At 67.1% G+C, this 21,443-nt stretch carries 21 protein-coding genes; 13 read left to right on the top strand and 8 right to left on the bottom strand.

What is annotated here, in order from left to right; translation table 11 throughout:
- The first annotated feature begins 144 nt into the window (after window positions 1–144).
- Together LC060_RS10700 and LC060_RS10695 are read left to right on the top strand one after the other, a co-directional pair.
- Window positions 145–1,836: a carboxylesterase/lipase family protein gene (locus LC060_RS10700; protein ID WP_226635437.1), complete on the top strand. Its 1,692-nt coding sequence runs from the start codon at window positions 145–147 to the stop codon at window positions 1,834–1,836.
- Window positions 1,837–1,905: 69 nt separating this feature from the next.
- The gene (locus LC060_RS10695; protein ID WP_226635435.1) at window positions 1,906–3,291 is read left to right on the top strand and encodes a MipA/OmpV family protein; all 1,386 of its coding nucleotides are present in this window, start codon (window positions 1,906–1,908) and stop codon (window positions 3,289–3,291) included.
- A 24-nt stretch (window positions 3,292–3,315) separates the two neighbouring features.
- Here LC060_RS10695 and LC060_RS10690 read toward each other — a convergent pair whose 3' ends face one another.
- Window positions 3,316–3,639 (bottom strand): hypothetical protein, encoded by a 324-nt coding sequence (locus tag LC060_RS10690; protein WP_226635434.1) that lies wholly within the window; start codon window positions 3,637–3,639, stop codon window positions 3,316–3,318.
- Window positions 3,640–3,745: 106 nt separating this feature from the next.
- A complete protein-coding gene (locus LC060_RS10680; protein WP_226635432.1) occupies window positions 3,746–4,270 on the bottom strand; it encodes a hypothetical protein in 525 nt (174 codons plus the stop codon).
- A 141-nt stretch (window positions 4,271–4,411) separates the two neighbouring features.
- On the opposite strand from LC060_RS10680, the gene LC060_RS10675 reads away from it, so the two are divergent.
- The gene (locus LC060_RS10675) at window positions 4,412–4,879 is read left to right on the top strand and encodes a Plug domain-containing protein (RefSeq protein ID WP_226635430.1); all 468 of its coding nucleotides are present in this window, start codon (window positions 4,412–4,414) and stop codon (window positions 4,877–4,879) included.
- Between the two features lie 21 nt (window positions 4,880–4,900).
- Window positions 4,901–5,140 (top strand): hypothetical protein, encoded by a 240-nt coding sequence (locus LC060_RS10670; RefSeq protein ID WP_226635428.1) that lies wholly within the window; start codon window positions 4,901–4,903, stop codon window positions 5,138–5,140.
- 79 nt (window positions 5,141–5,219) lie between these two features.
- Here LC060_RS10670 and LC060_RS10665 read toward each other — a convergent pair whose 3' ends face one another.
- From LC060_RS10665 to LC060_RS10640, 6 genes are read right to left on the bottom strand one after another with little or no spacing between them, the layout of a single operon-like run.
- The gene (locus LC060_RS10665; RefSeq protein ID WP_226635426.1) at window positions 5,220–6,836 is read right to left on the bottom strand and encodes a carboxylesterase/lipase family protein; all 1,617 of its coding nucleotides are present in this window, start codon (window positions 6,834–6,836) and stop codon (window positions 5,220–5,222) included.
- Window positions 6,837–6,879: 43 nt separating this feature from the next.
- Window positions 6,880–7,230 (bottom strand): carboxymuconolactone decarboxylase family protein, encoded by a 351-nt coding sequence (locus tag LC060_RS10660; protein WP_226635424.1) that lies wholly within the window; start codon window positions 7,228–7,230, stop codon window positions 6,880–6,882.
- Window positions 7,220–8,692: an aldehyde dehydrogenase gene (locus LC060_RS10655; RefSeq protein ID WP_226635422.1), complete on the bottom strand. Its 1,473-nt coding sequence runs from the start codon at window positions 8,690–8,692 to the stop codon at window positions 7,220–7,222. The genes LC060_RS10660 and LC060_RS10655 overlap by 11 nt, the downstream gene beginning before the upstream one ends.
- 11 nt (window positions 8,693–8,703) lie before the next feature.
- Window positions 8,704–9,945, bottom strand: coding sequence for a CaiB/BaiF CoA transferase family protein (locus tag LC060_RS10650; RefSeq protein WP_226635421.1), 1,242 nt, complete (start codon window positions 9,943–9,945; stop codon window positions 8,704–8,706).
- Complete coding sequence (locus tag LC060_RS10645; RefSeq protein WP_226635419.1) at window positions 9,942–10,355, bottom strand: Zn-ribbon domain-containing OB-fold protein; 414 nt, start codon at window positions 10,353–10,355, stop codon at window positions 9,942–9,944. The genes LC060_RS10650 and LC060_RS10645 overlap by 4 nt, the downstream gene beginning before the upstream one ends.
- Window positions 10,352–11,521, bottom strand: a complete 1,170-nt coding sequence (locus LC060_RS10640; RefSeq protein WP_226635417.1) for a thiolase C-terminal domain-containing protein — start codon at window positions 11,519–11,521, stop codon at window positions 10,352–10,354. Before LC060_RS10640 ends, LC060_RS10645 begins: the two co-directional genes overlap by 4 nt.
- Window positions 11,522–11,829: 308 nt before the next feature.
- On the opposite strand from LC060_RS10640, the gene LC060_RS10635 reads away from it, so the two are divergent.
- From LC060_RS10635 to LC060_RS10595, 9 genes are read left to right on the top strand one after another with little or no spacing between them, the layout of a single operon-like run.
- Window positions 11,830–13,071: an acetyl-CoA hydrolase/transferase family protein gene (locus tag LC060_RS10635; RefSeq protein WP_226635416.1), complete on the top strand. Its 1,242-nt coding sequence runs from the start codon at window positions 11,830–11,832 to the stop codon at window positions 13,069–13,071.
- 10 nt (window positions 13,072–13,081) lie between these two features.
- Window positions 13,082–14,050 carry a 3-keto-5-aminohexanoate cleavage protein gene (locus tag LC060_RS10630; RefSeq protein ID WP_226635414.1) on the top strand — a complete coding sequence of 323 codons (969 nt, stop codon included), beginning with the start codon at window positions 13,082–13,084 and terminating at the stop codon, window positions 14,048–14,050.
- A 15-nt stretch (window positions 14,051–14,065) separates the two neighbouring features.
- The gene (locus LC060_RS10625) at window positions 14,066–14,836 is read left to right on the top strand and encodes an enoyl-CoA hydratase-related protein (protein WP_226635412.1); all 771 of its coding nucleotides are present in this window, start codon (window positions 14,066–14,068) and stop codon (window positions 14,834–14,836) included.
- A 15-nt stretch (window positions 14,837–14,851) separates the two neighbouring features.
- Entirely contained in the window at window positions 14,852–15,802 is a 951-nt protein-coding gene (locus LC060_RS10620; protein WP_226635411.1) for a hydroxymethylglutaryl-CoA lyase, read from the top strand.
- A 32-nt stretch (window positions 15,803–15,834) separates the two neighbouring features.
- Window positions 15,835–17,022, top strand: a complete 1,188-nt coding sequence (locus tag LC060_RS10615; RefSeq protein ID WP_226635409.1) for an acyl-CoA dehydrogenase family protein — start codon at window positions 15,835–15,837, stop codon at window positions 17,020–17,022.
- An 18-nt stretch (window positions 17,023–17,040) separates the two neighbouring features.
- On the top strand, window positions 17,041–17,796 hold the full coding sequence (locus LC060_RS10610) for an SDR family NAD(P)-dependent oxidoreductase (protein ID WP_226635407.1): 756 nt from the start codon (window positions 17,041–17,043) through the stop codon (window positions 17,794–17,796).
- A 41-nt stretch (window positions 17,797–17,837) separates the two neighbouring features.
- Entirely contained in the window at window positions 17,838–19,001 is a 1,164-nt protein-coding gene (locus LC060_RS10605; RefSeq protein WP_226635405.1) for an acyl-CoA dehydrogenase family protein, read from the top strand.
- Window positions 18,998–20,071, top strand: coding sequence for a phosphotransferase (locus tag LC060_RS10600; protein WP_226635403.1), 1,074 nt, complete (start codon window positions 18,998–19,000; stop codon window positions 20,069–20,071). The genes LC060_RS10605 and LC060_RS10600 overlap by 4 nt, the downstream gene beginning before the upstream one ends.
- Window positions 20,072–20,106: 35 nt before the next feature.
- Window positions 20,107–21,354: an MFS transporter gene (locus tag LC060_RS10595; RefSeq protein ID WP_226635401.1), complete on the top strand. Its 1,248-nt coding sequence runs from the start codon at window positions 20,107–20,109 to the stop codon at window positions 21,352–21,354.
- Window positions 21,355–21,443: the final 89 nt, after the last annotated feature.

Genomic DNA, 21,443 nt, shown 5'->3' with positions numbered 1-21,443 from the left:
GGCGCCACCCTTGGCGGGAGGCCGGGAGCTGCCGACACAACCAAGTGGCAGATGCGGGCGCCATGGCCGTCATAGGTTCGCATTTCTGCAAAGCCAACGCCGCAAACCCCTGTCCGCATCCCTTGCCAATGCCTGGAGCCTGACATGTCCAATCGCTCGCTTCGTCCTTTCGGTGCCATGAGCCGCCGCGGCGCCCTTGCCACGGGCGCAGCCGGGGCCGCCGTGGTGCTTGCTGCCTGCTCGCAGGCCAAGCCGCTGATTTCCGCATCCGCGTCCCCCGAAGTGGCGACCAAGGCGGGCACCGTGCGCGGCGAGCGGGTCGAGAACGTCTACCGCTTCCTCGGCATTCCCTATGCGCAAGCCATTTCGGGTCGCAACCGATTTGCGCCGCCCCAGCCAGTCGCGCCCTGGGACGGGATGCGCGAAGCGCTGCGCTACGCCCCGTCCTCGCCGCAGCAGGCTTCGGACCCGACCGGCGGCTCGCCGGTCACGCCCGCCTTCGATCCGCCCGCCTACGTCCAGTCGGGCGACGAATGCCTCGCGCTAAATGTGTGGACGCCCGAAGGCGCGGATGGCTCACTGCCGGTCATGGTCTGGCTTCATGGCGGGGGCTGGACGAGCGGCAGCGGCTCCTGCGCGATCTACGACGGGAAGAACCTTGCCGCGCGCGGCGACGTGGTGGTCGTCACCATCAACCATCGCCTCGGCGCCTCGGGCTTGACCGACTTCTCGCGCGTGCTCGGCGGGGACTTTGCCGACAGCGCGAACCTTTCCATCAAGGACATGATCGCCGCGCTCGAATGGGTGAAGGCGAATATCGCGGCCTTTGGCGGCAACCCCGATCTCGTTACCATCTTTGGGGAATCGGGTGGAGGCTGGAAGGTCAACACCCTGCTGGGAAGTCCGATGGCCAAGGGCCTGTTCCATCGCGCCGTGGTCGAGAGCGGCCCGCTCACGCGCTTTGCCAGCCATGCGGAGGCCGACGAGGTCGCACGCGGGGTTCTCGAAGCGCTCCAGGTTACGCCCGAGACCGCCGACAAACTCCACGAGATCACCTTCGAGCAACTGCTTGAGGCAGAGTCCGCGGTCATGGCGAAGACACCGATGTCGATGCGCGCGCCGGGCTTTCCCAGCGGCTTCTGGCCGGTACTCGAAGACGATGTCCTGCCCGCGCACGTTTACGATCCCGTCGCCGCGCGGAGCAGCCACGATGTGCCGCTGATGGTCGGCCAGACGGGTACCGAGATGTCGCTGTTCATGCTCGGCGACAAGGCCGCCTACACGCTCGATCCGGCAGGGCTCGAGGCGCGCGTGGGCGGAATGTTCGATAGCGACGCTCCGAAGGTGCTGTCCACCTACAGGGCCGCTTTCCAGGACTACGCGCCTTCCGCGCTGTGGTTCCGGATTGTCTCGGATTACATGATGGGTGCGCTCAGCAGCGCGGTGCTCGATGCGCGCGCGGCCGTGGAGGGCGGCGCGCCCGTCCATGCCTACCGCTTCGACTGGATGAGCCCGATCGCGGATGGCAAGCTGTTCTCGCCGCACACAATGGAAATCCCCTTCGTCTTCGCCAACGTGGAGACCAAGGCGGGCCGCACCATGACCGGCGGCGGCGAGGAAGCCGCCGCCCTGGCCAAGGTGGTGTCCGAGGCCTGGGTCACGTTCGCGAAGACCGGCGCGCCAGCAGCCTCCGGCCTGCCCGAGTGGCCGGTCTACACCCGCGAAGGCCGCGAGGCGATGCATCTGGCACCGAACAGCACAGTTGGCCCCTATATGCCGTCCGAGATGGTGCCCCTGTTCCATGACAAGCTGTGGAGCGCGGCGGGTCTCGCCTGACCCCTTACCTTTTCCTCTGAAATCGCGCGGCGCACCCCGGTGGCGCGCCCGCCTGCAAGGACACGTTCGGTGTGCAAGATCTGCGATGCCACGGCGCCCGGCGATCTCCTCTCTCCCGAAGCCAGCCATGATGCGGGGCGGCGGGGCTTTCTGAAAGGTGCGGCAGGGCTGGGGGCTGGCGCGGCGGCTGTCGGGCTTGCCGCGAATGCCAGCGCTGCGGCGAAGGCCGTCCCGGGAAATTTGACGGCTGCGCGTACACTGACCGGCTACGGCGTCCCCGCAGGCGGCGGCGCGGTCCGCGCGATCCCGCTCGAACGTCGCGCGCTCGGTCCACGCGACGTCGCCATCGAGACGATGTACTGCGGCGTGTGCCACTCCGACATCCACACCATTCGCGGCGAGTGGGGCCCGGTGCGCGGGACGACCGTGCCCGGGCACGAGATTGTCGGCCGGGTCGTGGGCGTGGGCGCGCAGGTCACCCGCTTTCGCGTGGGCGACATGGCGGGCGTGGGCTGCATGGTCGACAGCTGCGGGAGCTGCGCGAACTGCACCGCAGACCTTGAACAGTACTGCCTCAACGGCGCGACCTGGACGTACGGCTCCAAGGCGGACGTGCCCGGCGGTGTGACGCAAGGGGGCTGGTCGCAGGGCATCACCGTCACCGAGCACTTTGCGATCCGCATGCCCCAGACCGGCAATCTTGCGGCGATGGCGCCACTTCTGTGCGCGGGCGTCACCACCTTCTCCCCGCTCCACCACTGGAACATCGCCAGGGGCATGCGCGTGGGTGTTGTCGGGATCGGCGGGCTTGGCCACCTCGCCGTGAAGCTGGCTGCCGCAGAGGGCGCGGACGTTACCATGTTCACCACCTCGCAGGGCAAGCTGGCTGATGCCGCCACGCTCGGCGCCAAGGCGATCAAGACCCGCGACGTCACGCTGGGCGCGAGCGTTACGCTGACCCCGGGTTACCGCCGCCGGGATGTCCCCGAGGGCGTCGACCACGTCAGTTACGGTGCGGGCGCGCGTATCTTCGCAACGGCGCGACTGGGCGGCGTGATCGCCAATCTGGGCGGCACCCAGGGCTTTGCCGGGGGCACGCGTGGCACCACGGTGGACGGAAGCCTGGCCTATCCGGTTGCCATGTCCGAGCGCCTGACTTTGATCCCGGCGCTCGCCACGACCTGGGGCAATGCGAAGAACAACGACCGCTATTTCGGGATCGACCGGCTTGAAGCGATCAACTCGGGCCTAGATCGCTTCGAGCCGGGGGCAGGCTTCATCGACGCCTCGGCCTCGCTGACGGCCTCCTACCGCCTGACCGACCGGCTTTCCGCAAGCGGGAGCCTCGGGGTTACGCGGCTCTTGGGCGATGTGCACCGCAGCCCGCTGGTCGAGCACCGCACCCAGCCGACCGGCTTCTTCTCGCTCACCTATCGTCTCGGGCGGATTCTATGAGGGCTCCCCGCAAGGGGCCCGGCCTTACAGCGGGACGCCGCACGCCGTCTGGGGAAGCGCGAAGCGCGCATCTGTGAGGAACCCCTCGTTGGTAAGGCTGGCGAGAAAGGCGGTCAGGCGGGCCATGCCCTGCGCGGAATAGGTCGGCACCTGCCGATGCTGCACGATCGCGGAGGCGAGATCAGGGGCCGATCCGTCTTGCAGATAGGGCGTGGTCACGGCGAGGTCGCTCAGCGGCCCGGTGCGAAAGCGGCCCGCAACCTGCATTCTGCCGATGATTTCCTGCATGCCCGGGCACGTTGTGTCGGCCCGGATCATCGAGCGCGCAGGGATGGGTGGCGTTGCCATCGGCAAAGGCGTGGTGCTGTTCATGGCAGGTCGCGCAGGACATCGTGCCGTTGATGGAAAGATCGGCCTCGTAGAACAGGCGTCGGCCAAGTTCGACGTGCGCGCCTCACGCGGCCGGGACGAGGAGGACGGACACCTGCGCGCTGGCGCTGGCCGAGACCTGGAGCGTGTAGGTCCCCGGCGTGAGGTCGAAATCGACGATCTTGCGGATGCCCGAGCATTCGGGGCCATGGCCGTGGGCCGAGGAGACGAGGGGCTCTGTGCCCTTCAGGACATCGATCCAGGCCGGTGTGCCCAGCGCAATGCGGTAGGTCCCCGCTTTGGGGACATGGAAGCGGAGGAGCCCGCCATGGCTGACCGAGCCTACCGGCTTGGCGGGGCGGACCGGATAGGTGACCAGCTGAGTTTGCCGGAGCGTCACCTCGACGGCCTGGCCAACGGTGATCGCGGCGTCGTCCAGATGGCCTTCATCGGGGGCAGCCTCCTGTGCGGCGGGGCTGGCCCAGTTGGAAAATTCCGCCGGAAGCGCGGGATCTGCGCAGTCCTGCGCGGCGGCCGGAGTGGTCAGATGAAGCGCAAGGGCGCCTCCTGCAGCGAGGTAAAGCCAAGAAATTGTTATGTTCTTCCTCATTCCGTGGCCATCCTTCGGTCTCCTGATACGAAAACTAGCTATATTCTGACGAATATAATATTCACCGTAATATAGATTTGCCTCCCCCGCCTCAAGCGCGGAATCGCACCGGACGATTTCCAACAGGTGGGGCCACTTCGTATGCGACAGTCCACCGCAATTGCGGCCGTGCTGGCCTGCGCCATGTCCGTTCCCGCTAGCGCCGAGGAAGGCGGGGATGCATCGGGCACCTTCGGCCTGGGCCAGATCCTGGTCGAAGGGACGCAAGAGGACGAACTGGGCATTTCGCTCGACACGCTCGATGCTGAAGCGATGCGCACCTTCCAGCTCCAGACGCTCGATGATGCTGTGCGCCTGATGCCCGGTGTCACGGTTTCGACCGGCGGCGACACGAACACCGAGTGGCAGTTGAGCTATGCCACGGGCGTGACCGAGCCGCACCAGACAAGCCGCGAGGAAACCTACAGTCTGGCGGCGGAGAACCAGCTCCAGCAGACCCCGACGCTGGCCGAGCGCTTCAGGTCGCGGTTCGGAGGGGCGGTCTCCAATCCCGACCTCAAGGCCGAGCGGGCCACCCACTACGAAGTGGGCGCAAGGCGCCGGTTCTGACCTGTCGAACTGGCCGGCGCGGTGTTCTATTCGCACGTCAGTAACGCGATCGTCGCCTTCCCGATGATCTACGAAGGCGAGGCGGTCAGCCAGAGCCGAAACCTGGGAAGCGGTGAATACTATGGTGCGGAAGCCTCGGCCGCGGCGCGCCTGTCGCCCGTGTTCTCGCTGGGGGCAACTACACCTGGACCCACCGCGATCTCGACGATCCCACGAATATCGCAGGTGCCCGCAACCTGTTCGACCACCACCACGTCCTGACCGATGGCTTCCCGGGACGCGCGCGCAGCTTCTTCGCCGGGCTCAACGCGGCGTACTGAAGCGGGGTACGGCTCGCCCCTCAGAACATGCTGAGCGTGCCGGTTCCTTGCGCATAGTCGAGGAGCACCTGACGCGTCTTCTCGTCGAGGAAAGGTTCGGTGTGAGACTGTGCCTCGATTACGAGAACGCGCGGATTGGCCGGATCGAAGGTGGGCCAGTGCGGAGTGAGCGTGGACGTGGGCATGCCGCTCGTGATGAAGCTGGACCACAGGTCCGACATGGTCAGAGCCACGCGCCAGTCGTCGAAACCGAAATCCCGGGCCGGAGACGTGCCGAGCGTGCCGAACAGGTAGGGGATCTCGGAGGAGTGGAAGGCCCCCCAACGCGCCGCTTCACGGGCGTCCCGGGCCGGCGGTTCGGCATGCGTGAAGAAATAGGTGTAGAAGGGAGACCGCGCGTGCGCGTGGCGTTCGCGTGCCCACACGAGATGCGCGCCGAGCCCGCGTTGCCAGCGCATCCGGTGCGCCGCTGCAGCGCGGCCCGTGTCGCTGGTGGCGGCATAAAGTGCGGCAAGATCCGCACTGGCATCGGGGAAGTTGGTTTTGAGCTCTTCGTGCCATTCGTCCTGGGAGAGCGCGGGGGCGACGGGACGCCGGGTCACGTTCTCGTCCCGGTTCATGCCCACGATCATCGGCACGTCGGCCAGCGCGGCGATGCCTTCGCTCGTTCCGGGGTCGCGGGGCAGCACCTTGCCGTCCACGACTGGGCCAAAACGCAAAGGTGCGCCGCCGGGGGCGGGGACGAGCTTCTGGGCGGGAAGCTGGCGCGCCTGCGCCACGCTGGAGACACCAAGTCCGGCAAGGAACGCGCTGCCGTTTGCGCGGGCATCCGCGATGGAGCGGGCCATGCCGGGAGCGGGCAGGCCCGATTCAACGATGGCCTGGCGGAAAAGGCGGCGGGCTGCGGGTGCGGACAGGAGCGTGTGGACGCTCATCCCGCCCGCGGACTGGCCCACGATCGTCACTTTGTCCGGATCGCCACCAAAGGCCGCGATGTTGCGCTTCACCCATGCGAGCGCAGCGATCTGGTCGAGCACGCCGAAGTTGCCCGAAAGGCCGTTCCGGCCCTCGCTCGCAAGGAACCCGAGGGCGCCGAGGCGGTAATTCAGGGTCACCACCAGCATCCCGCGCGTGGCGAGGTTGTGGCCATCGTAGATCGGCACGGCGGAGGAGCCCGAGGTGAAGGCGCCCCCGTGGATCCAGACCATGACTGGAAGAGCCTTTGCCGGCGTCTCGTCCGACGACCCGGTGGCCTGCGCAGACGGACGCCAGACGTTGAGGGTGAGGCAATCCTCGCTGAAATTTTGCGTGACCACATATTCGCGGGTCCAGGGGCCGTAGTCGCCCTGGCCTTCGGGCTGGATACAGCTGGCGCCAAAGGTATCGGCGGCGCGTACGCCGTCCCAGGCCGATGCGCGGGCAGGGGCCTTCCAGCGACGCTCGCCAACTGGCGCCGCGGCATAGGGGATGCCGAGGAAGGCCTCGACCTTGCCTTGCGACACGCCCGAAAGCGCGCCCTGTTCGACGCGGACCTGCGGGAGCGGGCGTTCCTGCGCCTGGGCTGCCGGGGCGCCGAGCGCGCCCATTCCCACAAGAGTACCGATCAGGCGGGCGGCGAATGCCCGGGTGGGTCGCATAACGGTTCGGATCCTTGTTTGGCCGGCCGCACACCGGCGGGGGTCAGCCCTGCTGCTGCGGGGAGGCTTCGAGATAGGGCAGGGCCGCGCGTCCCAGCAGCAGGCCCGAAGGCCAACCGGCGTAGAACGCAAGGTGCACGATCAACCCGCGTAACTCATCGGGTGTCACGCCGTTCCCGATAGCCTTGGCCACGTGCGATTCCAACTCATCGCGCCGGTTGGAGGCGGCGAGCAGCGCGCAAGTGACAAGGCTACGCTCGCGCGCGGGCAGTTCGCCCTGCTCCCACAGGTCGCCCATGAGGACGGTGCGCCGGATCCGCTCGAACTCGGGCACGGCCTCGTAGACGCGCATGATCTCGGCGATGGCGGGGCTCTGTTCGGGCTCAGTCGACATAGGGCCTATCCAGTACGATCAGCTTGGATTCGATGAACGACATCAGCCCCTCGATCCCGCCCTCGCGGCCAAGGCCTGACTGCTTGAAGCCGCCAAAGCTGATCGTGGCGTCGGTGCGCGAGGCGTTGTGGCCGACGGTCCCGGCACGGATCTGCGCGGCCACGCGTCCGAATGCCTCAGGGTCGCGCGTGAAGACCGAGGCGTTGAGGCCGTAGATCGTGTCGTTGGCGAGCTGGATCGCGTGCGCCTCGCTTTCGGCGGGGATCACGGCGAGAACGGGGCCGAAGACCTCCTGGCGCCCCAGCGTGGAATCGTTGCGCACGTTGCCGAACACGGTGGGGGTTACGTAGAAGCCGGTGTCCAGCCCTTCGGGACGCGTTCCGCCCACGGCAAGCTGGGCGCCTTCCTCCACGGCCTTGGCGATGAAGCCCTCGACTGCCTCGCGCTGGCGCTGTGTGGCGAGGGGCCCCACGGTGCTTGCCGGATCGAAGGGATCGCCGACCTTGAGCGCGCCGACCGCCTTCGCGAGCGCTGCGACCATGGCGTCGTGGCGGTCCTTGTGGACGATCACCCGCGTGAGGCTGTGGCAGACCTGTCCGGTCAGGAAGCTGCAGCCCGCGGCAATGGTCTGAGCGGCGGCATCAAGGTCGTAGTCGTCGAGCATCACGGCGGGCGACTTACCGCCAAGTTCCAGCGTGAAACGGGCAATGCGCTCGCCACTTGCCGAGGCGATGGCGCGGCCTGCGCCGGTGGAGCCGGTGAAGGTGATCTTGTCGATGCCTGGATGGCGCACCAGCGCCTCGGAGGCGGCGCGGTCGGCCATGACGACGTTGATGACGCCTGCGGGAAGGCCGATGTCCTCGCAGATCTCGGCGAAGAGATAGGCTGCGCCCGGCGCCTCGGGCGAGGGTTTGACGACGACGGTGCAGCCCGCGATCAGCGCGGGCGCGCACTTCTGGGCCATGAGGGGACCGGGACCGTTCCACGGCACGATGGCCGCGACCGTGCCGACCGGTTCGCGCACCAGCTGCGCCTCCATGCCCGAAATATGCCGGTGCCGCTCACGCCAGGCAAAACTCTCGGCGTAGTCCGCGTAGATCCGGAAAGGACGCGCCATGGCTCCGCCGATGCGCTCGCACGCGGCCGAGAAGAGCACGCCTGATTCCAGCGTCCAGGTGAGCGCGAATTCGCGCGAACGGGCTTCGAAGGCGTCGGCGATGCGGCGCATCCAGTCGGCCCGCTCGGCATGGGAGAGGCGCGGCCAGGGCCCTTCGTCGAACGCGGTGCGCGCGGCGGCGACCGCACGTTCGATGTCCGCCTCCACGCCTTCGGCCACCGTATATACGGTGCTCTCGTTGTGCGAGGCGATGACGGGAATGGTCCGCCCGGTCGAAGGGGCCATCCATTCGCCGCCGATGAAGAGGCGATCGGGATGGCGCAAGGTGAGGGTGTGTTCGCTCATGTCCTGATCTCTTACACGATACCGGCGGCGCGCAAGCCATCGATCTGGCCAGCATCCATGCCCAGGATTTCGCGCAGGATTTCCTCGGAGTGCTGCCCCAGACTGGGAGGCGGATCGCGGCGGGGCGGGGGCGAGCCGCTGGTCTTGATCGGTTGTCCGGTGACCCGGACCGGGCCCCAGGCCGGGTCCTCGATTTCCATCAGCATCTCGCGCGCGGCCACCTGCGGGCACTTGGCGATGTCATCCACGTCCTGGATGGGAGCCGCCGGAACGCCCTTGGCGATGAGGTAGGGCACGACCTCGTCGCGGTCGCGCTCGGCCAGCCATTCGTTGATGAGGGGGGTCAGCCAGTGGGCATGGGCGTTGCGCTCGACCCCGCTTTGCAGGCGTTCATCGCTGCCGAGTTCGGGGCGTCCGATTGCCTCGCAGAAGCGGGCCCAGATCTTTTCGCCCAGCACCGCGATGACGACCGAGCCGTCGCGCGCGCGGAAAGTGCCGAAGGGATAGCTCAGCGCATGGAGGCCGGGCTCGGGCACGATGCCCATCGCCGTGTTGAGGATCATGGCCAGCTCGTTCATGGCAAGGGCGGCATCGTACATGGCCACGTCCACACGCTGTCCCTTGCCGGTGCGCGTGCGCTGGAACAGGGCCTGGAGCGTGCCGGTGACCGCGACGATACCAACCTGGATGTCGGCCAGCGGGAAGCCGAGATAGGCCGGGTCGGTGCCGGTACGCTCGGGCCGCTGCATGAGGCCCGCCATGGCCTGCCCGACGATGTCGAAGGCGGGCCAGTGCTGGTAGGGCCCTTGCGACATGTCCGAGCGGCCAAAGCCCGAAATCGTGGTGTAGATCAGCCTGGGGTTGATCGCCTGCAGCCGCTCCCAGGTGAAGCCCATACGCGCGACGGCCTCAGGGCTGAGGTTGTCGAGCAGGACGTCGGCCTCGGCCAGGAGCTTCTCGAACACCGCCTTGCCTTCCTCGCTCTTGAGATCGAGGGTCAGGCTCTTCTTGTTGCGGTTGGCGCGCAGGAGACCCAGGCTGCGGGGCTGCCCGTGCGCGTCGTTCTTCTTGGGCGCGATCGTGCGGCAGGGCTCGCCATGGCCGGGCTGCTCGATCTTGATGACTTCCGCGCCCATGTCGGCGAGCCACATCGAGGTGGTGGGGCCAGCGATGAAGCATTCGAGGCTGAGGACGCGGATACCTTCCAGCGCCGGGGCGGCATCGGGATCGCACGGGATCATCGAGGAGATCATGGCTGCACCTGTGCGACGGGAACGAAGAAGGGAAGGGCGAAGCGCGCGTCGTAGGAAATCACCTTGCACTCCAGTTCCAGGCCGACCTTGAGGTCGTAGTGTTCACCGGGCGGGATGCCGCTGATCATGCGCGGCCCTTCGGCAAGGCGCACGAGCGTGACGACATAGGGCACCGCGCTGGTCAGCCGGTCGTGCACGGGATGGCGCACGGTGGTGTAGGACTGGAGCGTCGCGCGGCCCGAAACCGGGGCCCAGTGCTCACCGATGTGGCGGCACTTGGGACAGCAGGGGCCAGGCGGATGGCGAAACGCGCCACAGGCCTCGCAGGCGTTGAGGTGGAGCTGTCCTGCGGCCAGGTGGCGCCAGAACGGCTGATCGAGAAGCTCGTCGGCAGGGCGTACGATGTTCATGCGCGCCCCAGGATCATCGAGCTGGCACCGCGAAGTGTCATGAAGGCAGTCTCGCAATCGACCTGGTTGGGGGATTCACCGCGCAGCTGGCGCACGGCTTCGGCAATCGAGTTGAGCCCGTGGAAGTAGCCCTCGGACAGGAGCCCGCCATGGGTGTTGATGGGCAGGCGTCCGCCCGGGCCATTGCCGCCCGAGGTCAGGAAATCATGCGCCCCGCCGCGCTCGACGAAGCCGAAATCCTCCAGCGCCATGGGCACCATGATCGAGGTGGCATCGTAGAACATGGCGACGTCGATCTCCTGCGCGCTGACACCTGCGCGCCGGAACAGGATCTCCCCGGCTTCGGGTGGCACGAGGCGGTGGGTGTCCTCGGCATAGAGGAACATCGGGACCGAGCCGGGGTGGACGTACTGCTGCGCGGCCAGCACATCGACGGTACGCGAACGCAGGCTTTTCGCCTTTTCCTTCGAGGTGATGACGATGGCCATGGCCCCGTCCGTTTCGAGGCAGTAGTCGTAGAGACGCAAGGGTTCGGAAATGATGCGTCCGGCGAGGTACTGCTCCATGGTCAGCTCTCGCTCGCGCAGGAGGGCGCGCGGATTGGCGTTGGCATAGGCGCGCTGGGTTACGGCGATGGAGCCCAGCATCTCGGCGCACTGATCATCGCTCAGGCCATAGTGGTCGAGGTAGGCGCGCGCGTAGAGCGCATGGTGCTGCCCGGGCACGAGGAGGCCGAACGGCGCCGAGTAGACATCGCCCGGCGGCTCCATCTGGCGGTTGACGAGCTGGCCGTTCTCTTCGGAAAGAATGCGGTCGCCCCGGCCATAGCGAGTGCCCGAACGGGCGTTCAGCGCGCGGTAGAAGACAATGCACGAGGCGAGCCCCGCCTCGATCGCGGCGCAGGCCTGCGCGATCGCACCGCAGCAGTTGACCCCGCCAAATTCGGTCTCGCCATAGTAGGTGAGGCGGGGCAGGCCCAGCGCGTTGAGGATCGCGGCCTCGGTCGTGTTGTCCCAGGTGTAGCGCACCAGGCCGTCGATCTCGTCGATGTCGATCCCTGCGTCGGCCACGGCGGCCTTGATCGCCTCGATCGCGAGCTGCAGTTCGCTGCGCCCCGACCGGACCGAGAATTCGGTTTGACCGATCCCTGCGATACTTGTCGTCACTCTCGCCAATCCATCTTTTAAGGACTTGTGCCCCAGAGCTGGGGCGCAGGTCCGGTTTGTGCCCTCGTTGTGCCCCAGCTTGTGCGGTCGATAAAGCGCCGGGCCGTTGCACTGGCCGCGAATGACTTTCCCGCGCGGCGGCGTTTCACAGGGTATCCCCGTGGCTTGGTGGCAAGCGTGTCTTTGCGCCTGCCGGAATACTCCTTTCCGTTCAGGAGGGCTGTGGCGGGACCTGCAAATCGCGCTAACCACGAAGGAGCAAGAACAGCGCGACCGGCGCAGCACGACCGGTCCCGGAGAGGAACGCGATGAAGACGATGACGGCCCGTGAAGCGCTCGCGCACGTCGAGAGCGGCATGACGGTGGCCTTCCCCCATCTTTCGGCCGAGCCGCAGGCGCTGACCTGCGCGCTGTGGGAGCGCGCCGAGGCGCTGGACGAGATCACCGTCTATTCGGGCATGCTCTTGTCGGGTTACGACTTCCTGAAAGGGCCCGCCGCGGGCAAGATCCGCTTCAAGACCTGGTTCATGCCCGGGACCTTGCTGCGCAAGACGGCCGCCGACGTGAAGGCGGAGTATCTTCCGCTGACCTGGGCGCAGACCGGGCGCTTCCTCAACGAGGTGCCGATCGACGTCGGGCTCATCCAGGTGAGCGCGCCCGATGAAGAGGGGCGCTACAGCCTTGGCGTCAACGCCACTGTCGCGCGCGCGCTGATCAATAATGCCAAGACCGTGATCGCGCAGATCAATTCCGCGATGCCGCGAACCCTGGGCGACAGCCTCGTGACGGGCGATGCCTTCGACATCATCGTCGAGGAAGAAGTCCCGCTGATCGAGTTCCCGTTCCGCCCTGTTGATGCCATTGATCAGGAGATCGGCCGTACCATCGCTGGCTTCGTCGAGGACGGGGCCACGCTCCAGTTCGGCATCGGCGGCATTCCGGGCGCCGCGGTGGAGGCGATGATCGAACGGGGCTGCCGCGACCTTTCGATCATCTCCATGGTCACCGACAGCGCCATGCAGCTGATCGAGGCGGGATGTTGCCGCAAGGCCGATCCCAAGGCCTTCGTCGGCGACATCCTAGGTACGCGGGCCTTCTATGACTGGGTGGACGGCAATCCCGCCATCGCGCTGGCCGATGCCTCCTCCACGCACACGCCCGAGAGTTTCGTGCAGCGCGGCAACATCTTCTCGATCAACTCGGCGCTGGAGATCGACCTCTTTGGCCAGGTCAACTGCGAGACGTTGGGCGGCAAGCAGGCGGGCGCCATCGGCGGCAGCGTCGATTTCGCCATAGCCGGTCAGGTTGCAGGCACGACCAGCGTGATCGGCCTGCGCTCCACCACCAACAAGGGCGCCTCGCGCATCGTCAGGCGCCTCGATTCCGAGATCGTGACGATCTCGCGCACGTTCGTGCAGCGCGTGGTGACCGAACATGGCGTTGCGGACCTGCGCAATCTGTCGGTGCGCGAGCGGGCCATTGCGCTGGCGCAGATCGCCCACCCTGACCATCGTGAAGAGCTGATGGCACAGGCCATCGAGCTGGGATGAGGACCCGAACATGACCACCACAGCCAGCCCGGCGAAACCCCATCCGGCCAAGACGTCGCGCAAGGTGATCGTGACCTGCGCCATCACCGGCTCGATCCATACCCCCTCGATGTCGCCGCACCTGCCGGTGACACCCTCCGAGATCGCGCATTCGGCAATCGAGGCGGCCGAGGCCGGGGCCTCGATTGTCCACCTCCACGCGCGCAACCCGCAAACCGGCGAGCCCGACCAGTCGGTCGCGGCCTATGAACACATCCTCCCTGTCATCAAGCAGGCGAGCAACGTCGTCATCAACGTGACGACCGGCGGCTCCACCCTGATGACGACGCAGGAACGTCTTGCGCCCGCGATGCACTACAAGCCCGAGGTCGCCTCGCTCAACATGGGCTCGATGAACTTCGGCCTGTTCCCGATGCTGGGCCGCTTCAAGGATTTCCAGCACGACTGGGAGCGCCCCTACCTCGAAGGGTCGAGCGGGCGGATCTTCCGCAACACCTTCGACGACATCGAGACGATCCTGACCAGCTGCGCTGAGAACGGCACCCGCTTCGAGGTCGAGTGCTACGATATCGGCCACCTCTACACTTGCGCCCACTTTGCCGAGCGCGGCCTGATCAAGCCGCCCTTCTTCATCCAGAGCGTGTTCGGGATCCTGGGCGGCATTGGCGGCCACCCCGAGGACGTGCTGCACATGAAGCGCACCGCGGATCGCCTGTTCGGCGAGGACTACCGCTGGTCGGCGCTGGGTGCCGGGCGCAACCAGATGCCGATTGCGACGCAGGCGGTGGTCAATGGCGGCAACGTGCGCGTGGGGCTGGAGGATTCGCTGTGGGGCGGCAAGGGCCGCATGGCCACCAGCAACGCCGAGCAGGTGCGCATGGTGCGCGGCCTCCTCGAAAACCTCGGCCTCGAGATCGCGACACCCGACGAAGCGCGCGCCATGCTGCAACTGAAGGGCGGCGACAATGTCAATTTCTGATCGGGGAGCCGCACGATGAGCCTCCTTCGCGAAATCGAAGGCAATGTCCTTCGCCTCACCATCGACCGGCCCGAAAAGCGCAACGCCATCGACGAGCCGACGATGCTCGCCCTCACGCGCGAATTCGCAGCCATCGACCACGCCTCGCCGATCCGCGCGGTGGTTCTGACAGGGAGCGGAGACAAGGCGTTCTGTTCGGGCGCGGACCTAGGCGGCGAGGCGGCGAGCTTCGGGCCGCAGCATCACAAACCGACGACTGTCTACGCCGATCTCCTGCGCGCGGCTGCGCGCCTGCCGGTCCCGCTCATCGCGCGGGTGCAGGGTTGGTGCCTGGCAGGCGGCATGGGCCTCCTCGCCATGTCCGACATGGCCGTCGCGGCGAGCACGGCGCGTTTCGGCCTGCCCGAAGTCAAGGTGGGGCTGTTTCCGATGCAGGTTGCCGCGCTGCTGCAATCGCTGATCCCGCGCCGCCGCTTTGCCGAGATGTGTTTCACCGGCGAGCCGATCAGCGCGGATGAGGCGCTGTCCATCGACCTCGTCAACTACGTGGTGGAGCCTGAGGAACTCGACTCCAAGGTGGACTGGCTGCTCGCCCGCCTCGTCGACAAGTCGCCCACCGCGATCCGGCTTGGCAAGCACGCCCTGCGCGCGATTGCCGACATGAGCGTGGAGCAGGCGCTCGCCCACATGGAAGGCCAGGTCGCGCTGATCCCGCTCACCCAGGACGCCGCCGAGGGGCTGGCCGCCTTCCGCGAGAAGCGCGCGCCGGTCTGGACCGGAAAGTAGGCGAGGAGAATCCCCATGAGCGATCTGCCCCGTTTCGTTGAAATCCTCGAGGAAGGCCCGCGCGAAGGCTTTCAGGCCGAACCGCCTGGCATTCCCGTTGCCGCCAAGGTCGAACTCATCGAGGCGCTGGCCGAAACCGGCCTTGCCGAGATCAACTGCGCCTCGTTCGTCAGCCGCAAGGTCATGCCGCAGATGGCCGATGCCGAAGAGATCGCGGAGCGCGTGCACCGCAAGGAGGGCGTGCGCTACCGCGGCATGTGGCTGAGCAAGAACGGGTTCCTGCGCGCGGCCAACAGCGGGCTCGACCTGATGGCGACGCTCAGCGCCAGCGCCTCGGACACGTTCCTGTTCAAGAACAACAACCGCACGCCCGAGCAGTACCTTGCCGAACAGGAGCAGATGCTCGACCTGTTCGAAGCCCATGGCTTGAACAACGGTCCAGTCTACATCTTCACCGCCTTTGGCTGCAATTACGAAGGCGCCATCGACCCGGCCCGGGTGGTGGAACGCACAGCGCCCCTGCTCGATCTGCTCGCCGCGCGCGGACACGCGCCCAGCCACGTCACCTTGTGCGACACCATAGGCTCGGCCACGCCCGATGCGGTGCGCCGCGCGATGGGCGCCGTGCGCGAACGCTGGCCCGGCCAACCCATCGCGCTCCACCTCCACGACACGCGCGGCCTTGGCCTTGCCTGCGCGCTGGCCGGGCTCGAAATGGGGGCCTCGCGCTTCGACGCCTCGGTCGGAGGCCTCGGCGGCTGCCCCTTTGCGGGCAACGCGGCCGCTGCCGGCAATATCGCGACCGAGGAGCTGGTGCTTCTGTGCGAATCCATGGGGCTGGCCACCGGCATCGACCTGGCGCGCCTCGTCGAGGTCGTCGCCCTGGCCGAACGGATCGTGGGCCGCCCGCTTCCCTCCCGGCTCGCCAAGGCGGGCCTGTTTAACTCCTATCCCGCGCGCGCCTGACGCGCGCCCCTCATGTTCAAGGACTAGCGACAATGCGGATCGACGAACTCCCCGCCGGTATCGAGTGGAGCGAAGAACGGGTTCAGATCGCCGACTCGGTGCGCGCGGTGTGCGACGGGTTCGACGATGACTGGTGGCTCGAAAAGGAGCGCAAGCACGAGTTTCCCCACGAATTCCACACCGCCATGGCCGATGCCGGGTGGCTGGGCATCACCATGCCCGAGGAGTTCGGCGGCGCCGGGCTGGGCGTGACCGATGCCGCGCTGATGATGCAGACCGTGGCGAATTCGGCTGGTGTCATGGCCGCGGCCTCGACCATCCACATCAACCTCTTCGGGCCCCACCCGATCCTCAACCACGGCACGCAGGAGCAGAAGGAGCGCTTCATCCCCGCGCTTGTCGAAGGGCGCGACAAGGTGGCTTTCGGCGTGACCGAACCCGATGCCGGGCTCGACACCACGCACATCACCACCCGCGCGGTGAAGCAGGGCACGAAGTACGTGGTCAACGGGCAGAAGGTGTGGACCTCAACCGCCCAGCAGGCGAACCGCATACTGCTTCTCACCCGCACCACCCCCATCGAGCAGTACGCCAAGCCGACCGATGGCATGACCCTGTTCTACACCGAACTCGACCGCCGCCGTATCGCGATCACGGGGATCGAGAAGCTGGGCCGGGCTGCGGTTGATTCCAACTCGATCTTCATCGACGGCCTCGAAGTGCCCGAGGAAGATCGCATCGGCGAGGAGGGTAAGGGCTTTCGCTACCTGCTCGACAGCCTCAACCCCGAACGCATCCTGGTCGCTGCCGAGGCCGTGGGCGTCGGGCGCCGGGCGCTCTCCAAGGCGGTGGACTATGCCAACGAGCGCGTCGTCTTTGGCCGCCAGATCGGCAAGAACCAGTCGATCCAGCATCCCCTGGCGCAGAACTGGATGGCGCTGGAGGCGGCCGACCTGATGATCTGGCACGCCGCGCGCCTCTACGATGGCGGCAAGTCCTGCGGGGCCGAGGCCAACAGCGCCAAGTTCCTCGCCGCCGACGCCGCCTTCGAGGCCTGCGACCAGGCCGTGCGCACCCACGGGGGCATGGGCTATTCCAAGGAGTACCATGTCGAACGGTACCTGCGCGAAGTGATGCTGCCGCGCATCGCGCCCGTCAGCCGCGAGCTCATCATGTGCTTCATTGCCGAGCGCGTGCTCGGCCTTCCCAAGTCCTACTGACGGCGGGGCGTGAGGCGCATGGAGAACCTGTTCGATCTATCGGGAAAGGTCGCTTTCGTGACCGGGGCCTCGGGCGGGCTGGGTGCCCACTTCGCGCAGGTCCTGGCGCGCAGCGGGGCCGAGGTCGTGATCGGCGCGCGCCGGGCTGAGGCGCTGGAAGGCGTGGCCGAGGAGATCCGCAGCCAGGGCGGCCTGTGCGAAACCGTCGCGCTCGACGTGGCCAACCCGGCCAGTATCGCGGCGCTGGGCGACCTCCTCTCGCGGGTCGACATCCTCGTCAACAACGCCGGCATCGTGCGCGATGGCGCCGCGCTGAGCCACGCCGAGGCCGACTGGGACGCGGTGATCGACACCAATCTCAAGGGCATGTTCCTTGTATCGCAGGCCGTGGCAGGTGCCATGAAAGCGCGCGGGAAGGGTGGTTCGATCATCAACATCGCCTCGATCCTGGGCCTGCGTCAGGCGGGCGGGGTGGTCTCCTATGCCGTCTCCAAGGCGGGCGCGATCCAGCTTACCCGCACGTTGGCGCTCGAATGGGCGCGCTATGGCGTGCGCGTCAACGCGCTAGCCCCGGGCTATATCGCGACCGATCTCAACGCCGAATTCTGGGAAAGCGAAGCGGGCAAGGCCATGCTGCGCCGCATCCCGCAGCGGCGTCTTGGCCAGCCCGAAGAGCTTGACGGGGCACTGCTCCTGCTCGCCTCTGAGGCCTCCAGCTACATGACCGGCTCGGTGCTCGAGATCGACGGCGGCCATCTCGTCTCCACCTTGTGAGCCCCCTCCCATTCCCTGAATTCGCGAAGGACCCCAAGACCATGACGCAAACCGGAGAGGAGCTCGCCCAGAAGGTCGAAGCCTTCGTGCGCGAGACGATCATTCCCTTCGAGAGCGATCCGCGCATCGAGACGCACGGCCACGGCCCGAGCGAGGACCTCGTCGCCGAGATGCGCGCGCTGGCCCGCGAGGCGGGGCTGATGACACCGCACATCCTTGCGGATGGTTTGCACCTCTCGCAGGTCGATACGGCCAAGGTGCTGCGCGCCTCCGGGCTCTCGCCCTTGGGGCCGGTTGCGCTCAACACGATGGCGCCCGATGAAGGCAACATGTTCCTGCTCGGCAAGGTCGCCAGCCCCGATCAGAAGGCGCGCTTTCTCGCGCCGCTCGTGTCGGGCGAGGCGCGCAGCGCCTTCTTCATGACCGAGCCGGCCGAGGACGGCGGCGCGGGCTCGGACCCGACGATGATGCAGACCACCTGCCGGCTCGATGGCAACCACTGGGTCATCAACGGGCGCAAGGCCTTCATCACCGGCGCGCAAGGGGCGAAGGTCGGCATCGTCATGGCCAAGGCCGAGGAAGGCGCCTGCATGTTCCTTGCCGACCTGCCCGATCCCGCCATCCGCATCGAGCGCGTGCTCGACACCATCGACAGTTCGATGCCCGGCGGCCACGCGGTGGTCGCCATCGAGAACCTGCGCGTGCCTGCCGACCAAATGCTGGGCGAGGCGGGCGAGGGCTTTCGCTATGCGCAGGTGCGCCTTTCGCCGGCGCGCCTGTCGCACTGCATGCGCTGGCACGGCTCGGCCCGCCGCGCGCACGAGATCGCGACGCGCTATGCCTGCACCCGCAAGGCCTTCGGCAAGCTCCTCGTCGACCACGAGGGGGTGGGCTTCATGCTCGCCGAGAACGAGATCGACCTGCGCCAGAGCGAGTTGATGATCGACTGGTGCGCCGGTGTTCTCGATACCGGCGCGCACGGCACCACCGAAAGCTCGATGACCAAGGTCGCGGTGAGCGAGGCCTTGATGCGCATTGCTGATCGCAGCGTGCAGGTGATGGGCGGCTCGGGGGTCTCGGGCGACACCGTGGTCGAGCAGATCTTCCGCGAAGTGCGCGCCTTCCGGATCTACGATGGGCCCACAGAGGTCCACAAGTGGTCGCTCGCCAAGAAGATCAAGAAGCAGCACGTGAGCCGCACATGAGCACGCAGGGCGAGGACAACCTTGGCACCACGGCAGTGCGCGAAGGCTACGGCTTCAACGAGGCCCGCCTCGAAGCCTGGCTTGAGGCGCATATCGAAGGCTACCAGGGGCCGCTCAGCGTGCGCCAGTTCAAGGGCGGCCAGTCGAACCCGACCTACCGGCTCGACACGCCTGCGCGCAGCTACGTGCTGCGCCGCAAGCCGCCCGGTGTGCTGCTGAAGGGGGCGCATGCGGTGGACCGCGAGGCGCGCGTCCTGACAGGGCTCGCGTCCGCTGGTTATCCCGTCCCGCGCGTCTTCGGCCTGTGTACCGACGAAGCCGTGATCGGCACCTGGTTCTACGTCATGGACATGGTCGAGGGGCGCATCTTCTGGGATGCCTCGGTGCCCGAAGTCGACGCGGCCGAGCGCAGCGCCCTGTTCGATGCGATGAACGGCGCGCTCGCGGACCTGCACAACGTCGATTATGTGGCGGCGGGGCTGGAGGATTTCGGCCGTCCGGGAAATTACCTGGAACGTCAGGTCAGCCGCTGGACGAAGCAGTACCTTGCCGATGAGGACGCGGGGCCCGACGCTACGCTCGACAAGGTGATCGACTGGCTCAACGCCAACATGCCCTCGGAGCAGGATGCGCGCACGAGCATCGTTCACGGCGACATGCGCATCGACAACATGATCTTCCATCCCACCGAGCCGCGCGTTCTGGCCGTGCTCGACTGGGAGCTGGCGACGCTGGGCGATCCGGCGGTGGACTTTGCCTACAACGCGATGATGTACCGCATGCCCCCGCACATCGTGGCGGGCCTGGCCGGCGAGGGCCTCACCCGTCCGGGTATCCCGAGCGAGGAGGAGTATCTGGCTGCCTATTGCCGCCGCACCGGGCGGGAGGGGATGCCCCACTACGATTACTACGTGGCGTTCAATTTCTTCCGGCTCGCCGCGATCTTTCATGGCATCAAGGGGCGTTATCTGCGGGGCAACGCGGCCAGCGCGCAAGCCAAGGCGCGGGTTGACGTCCTTCCCGAACTCATCGAACTGACCTGGCAGCAGACCCGCCGCGCCGCGCGCTGAGCCCGAAGGCTAACGCGCTCAACAAAGGACCTCCCATGGGCGCTGAGCCCTTTCGTTCGCCACCTCGTTCCCCCTTTGCCTTCCCGGCCTACCGCACCTTGTGGTTTGCAAACCTCGCCTGCAACGCGGCCGTTCTGGTGCAATCGGTCGGGGCGTCCTGGGCGCTGGTCGAACAGGACGCCTCGCCCCAGCTGGTGGCCCTCGTGCAGACCGCGCTCAGCCTCCCGCTCATGCTCATCTCGCCGCTCTCGGGCGCGATCTGCGATGCCTTCGATCGGCGCAAGGTGATGATCGGGGCGCAGCTAGTCTTGTGCGCCGTCGCCTTGGTGCTGGCCTTCGCCAGCGCGCAGGGCTGGTCGAGCGCGCCTGTAGTGCTGGCCTGCATGTTCCTGGCCGGGAGCAGCCTGGCTTTCAACGGTCCCGCCTTCATGGCCTCGGTCAGCGACACCGTCCCACGTGAGCGTTTGCCCGAAGCGGTGCTGGCAAATGCGGTCGGGCTCAACGTCGCACGCAGTGTCGGCCCGGCGGCAGGCGGGCTGCTTCTGGCGGTGAGCGGAGTGGCCTCGAACTACCTCGTGGCCGCGGCCATCGCGCTTTTGCTGATGCTCGTCCTCTATCGCTGGCGGCCGGACTTCGGCGAGGATGGACGCGCGCAGCCACCGCTGGCCGAACCACTGATCGGAGCCATCGGCCAGGGCTTTCGCTTTGCGCTGGAAACCCCGCCGATCAAGGCCTCGATCCTGCGCGCCATGCTTTTTACCGCGGCCTTCAGCGGCTTGCAGGCGCTGATCCCGCTGGTGGCGAGCCGGGTCCTTGCGGGCGGCCCGGACCTTTACGGCACGCTCTATGCCAGCTTCGGTGTCGGCGCGCTGGGCGGGGCGCTGCTGGGTGCGCGGATCCGCCGCAGGTTGGGGGGAGAGGTGATCCTGCGCGGGTGCATCGTGCTTCTGGCGCTGAGCAACCTGCTGGTCGCCTTCAGTCCCTTCGTGCCGCTCACCATGAGCGCGCTGGCGCTGTCGGGCGCGGGATGGGTCCTCGCCCTCTCGATCTTCAACACCACGATCCAGCTGGCTTCGCCGCGCCGTATCGGGGGACGCACGCTTTCGCTCTACCAGATGGCGGTCTTCTCCGGTGTTGCAACGGGCAGCTGGATCAGCGGGCTCCTTGCCGATGCGGCCGGAACGCTCGTCAGCCTGTGCGCGCTGGCTGTGCTGGGCCTTGGCAGTGTGCTGGTCGGGCGCTGGCTGCCGATCCCCGATCAGAGGCGCGACACGCTCTCGTAAGGCAAAGAAAGAAGATTGTTTTTCAAGGGGCTATCGCTTCTTGACCCCAAAATGGGCGACCACATCCTTCTCAGCAATGGCGGTGCAAG

Source organism: Novosphingobium profundi (assembly GCF_020524485.1).
Lineage (GTDB): Bacteria > Pseudomonadota > Alphaproteobacteria > Sphingomonadales > Sphingomonadaceae > Novosphingobium > Novosphingobium profundi_A.
This window is presented reverse-complemented; position numbering and strand designations above follow the sequence as displayed.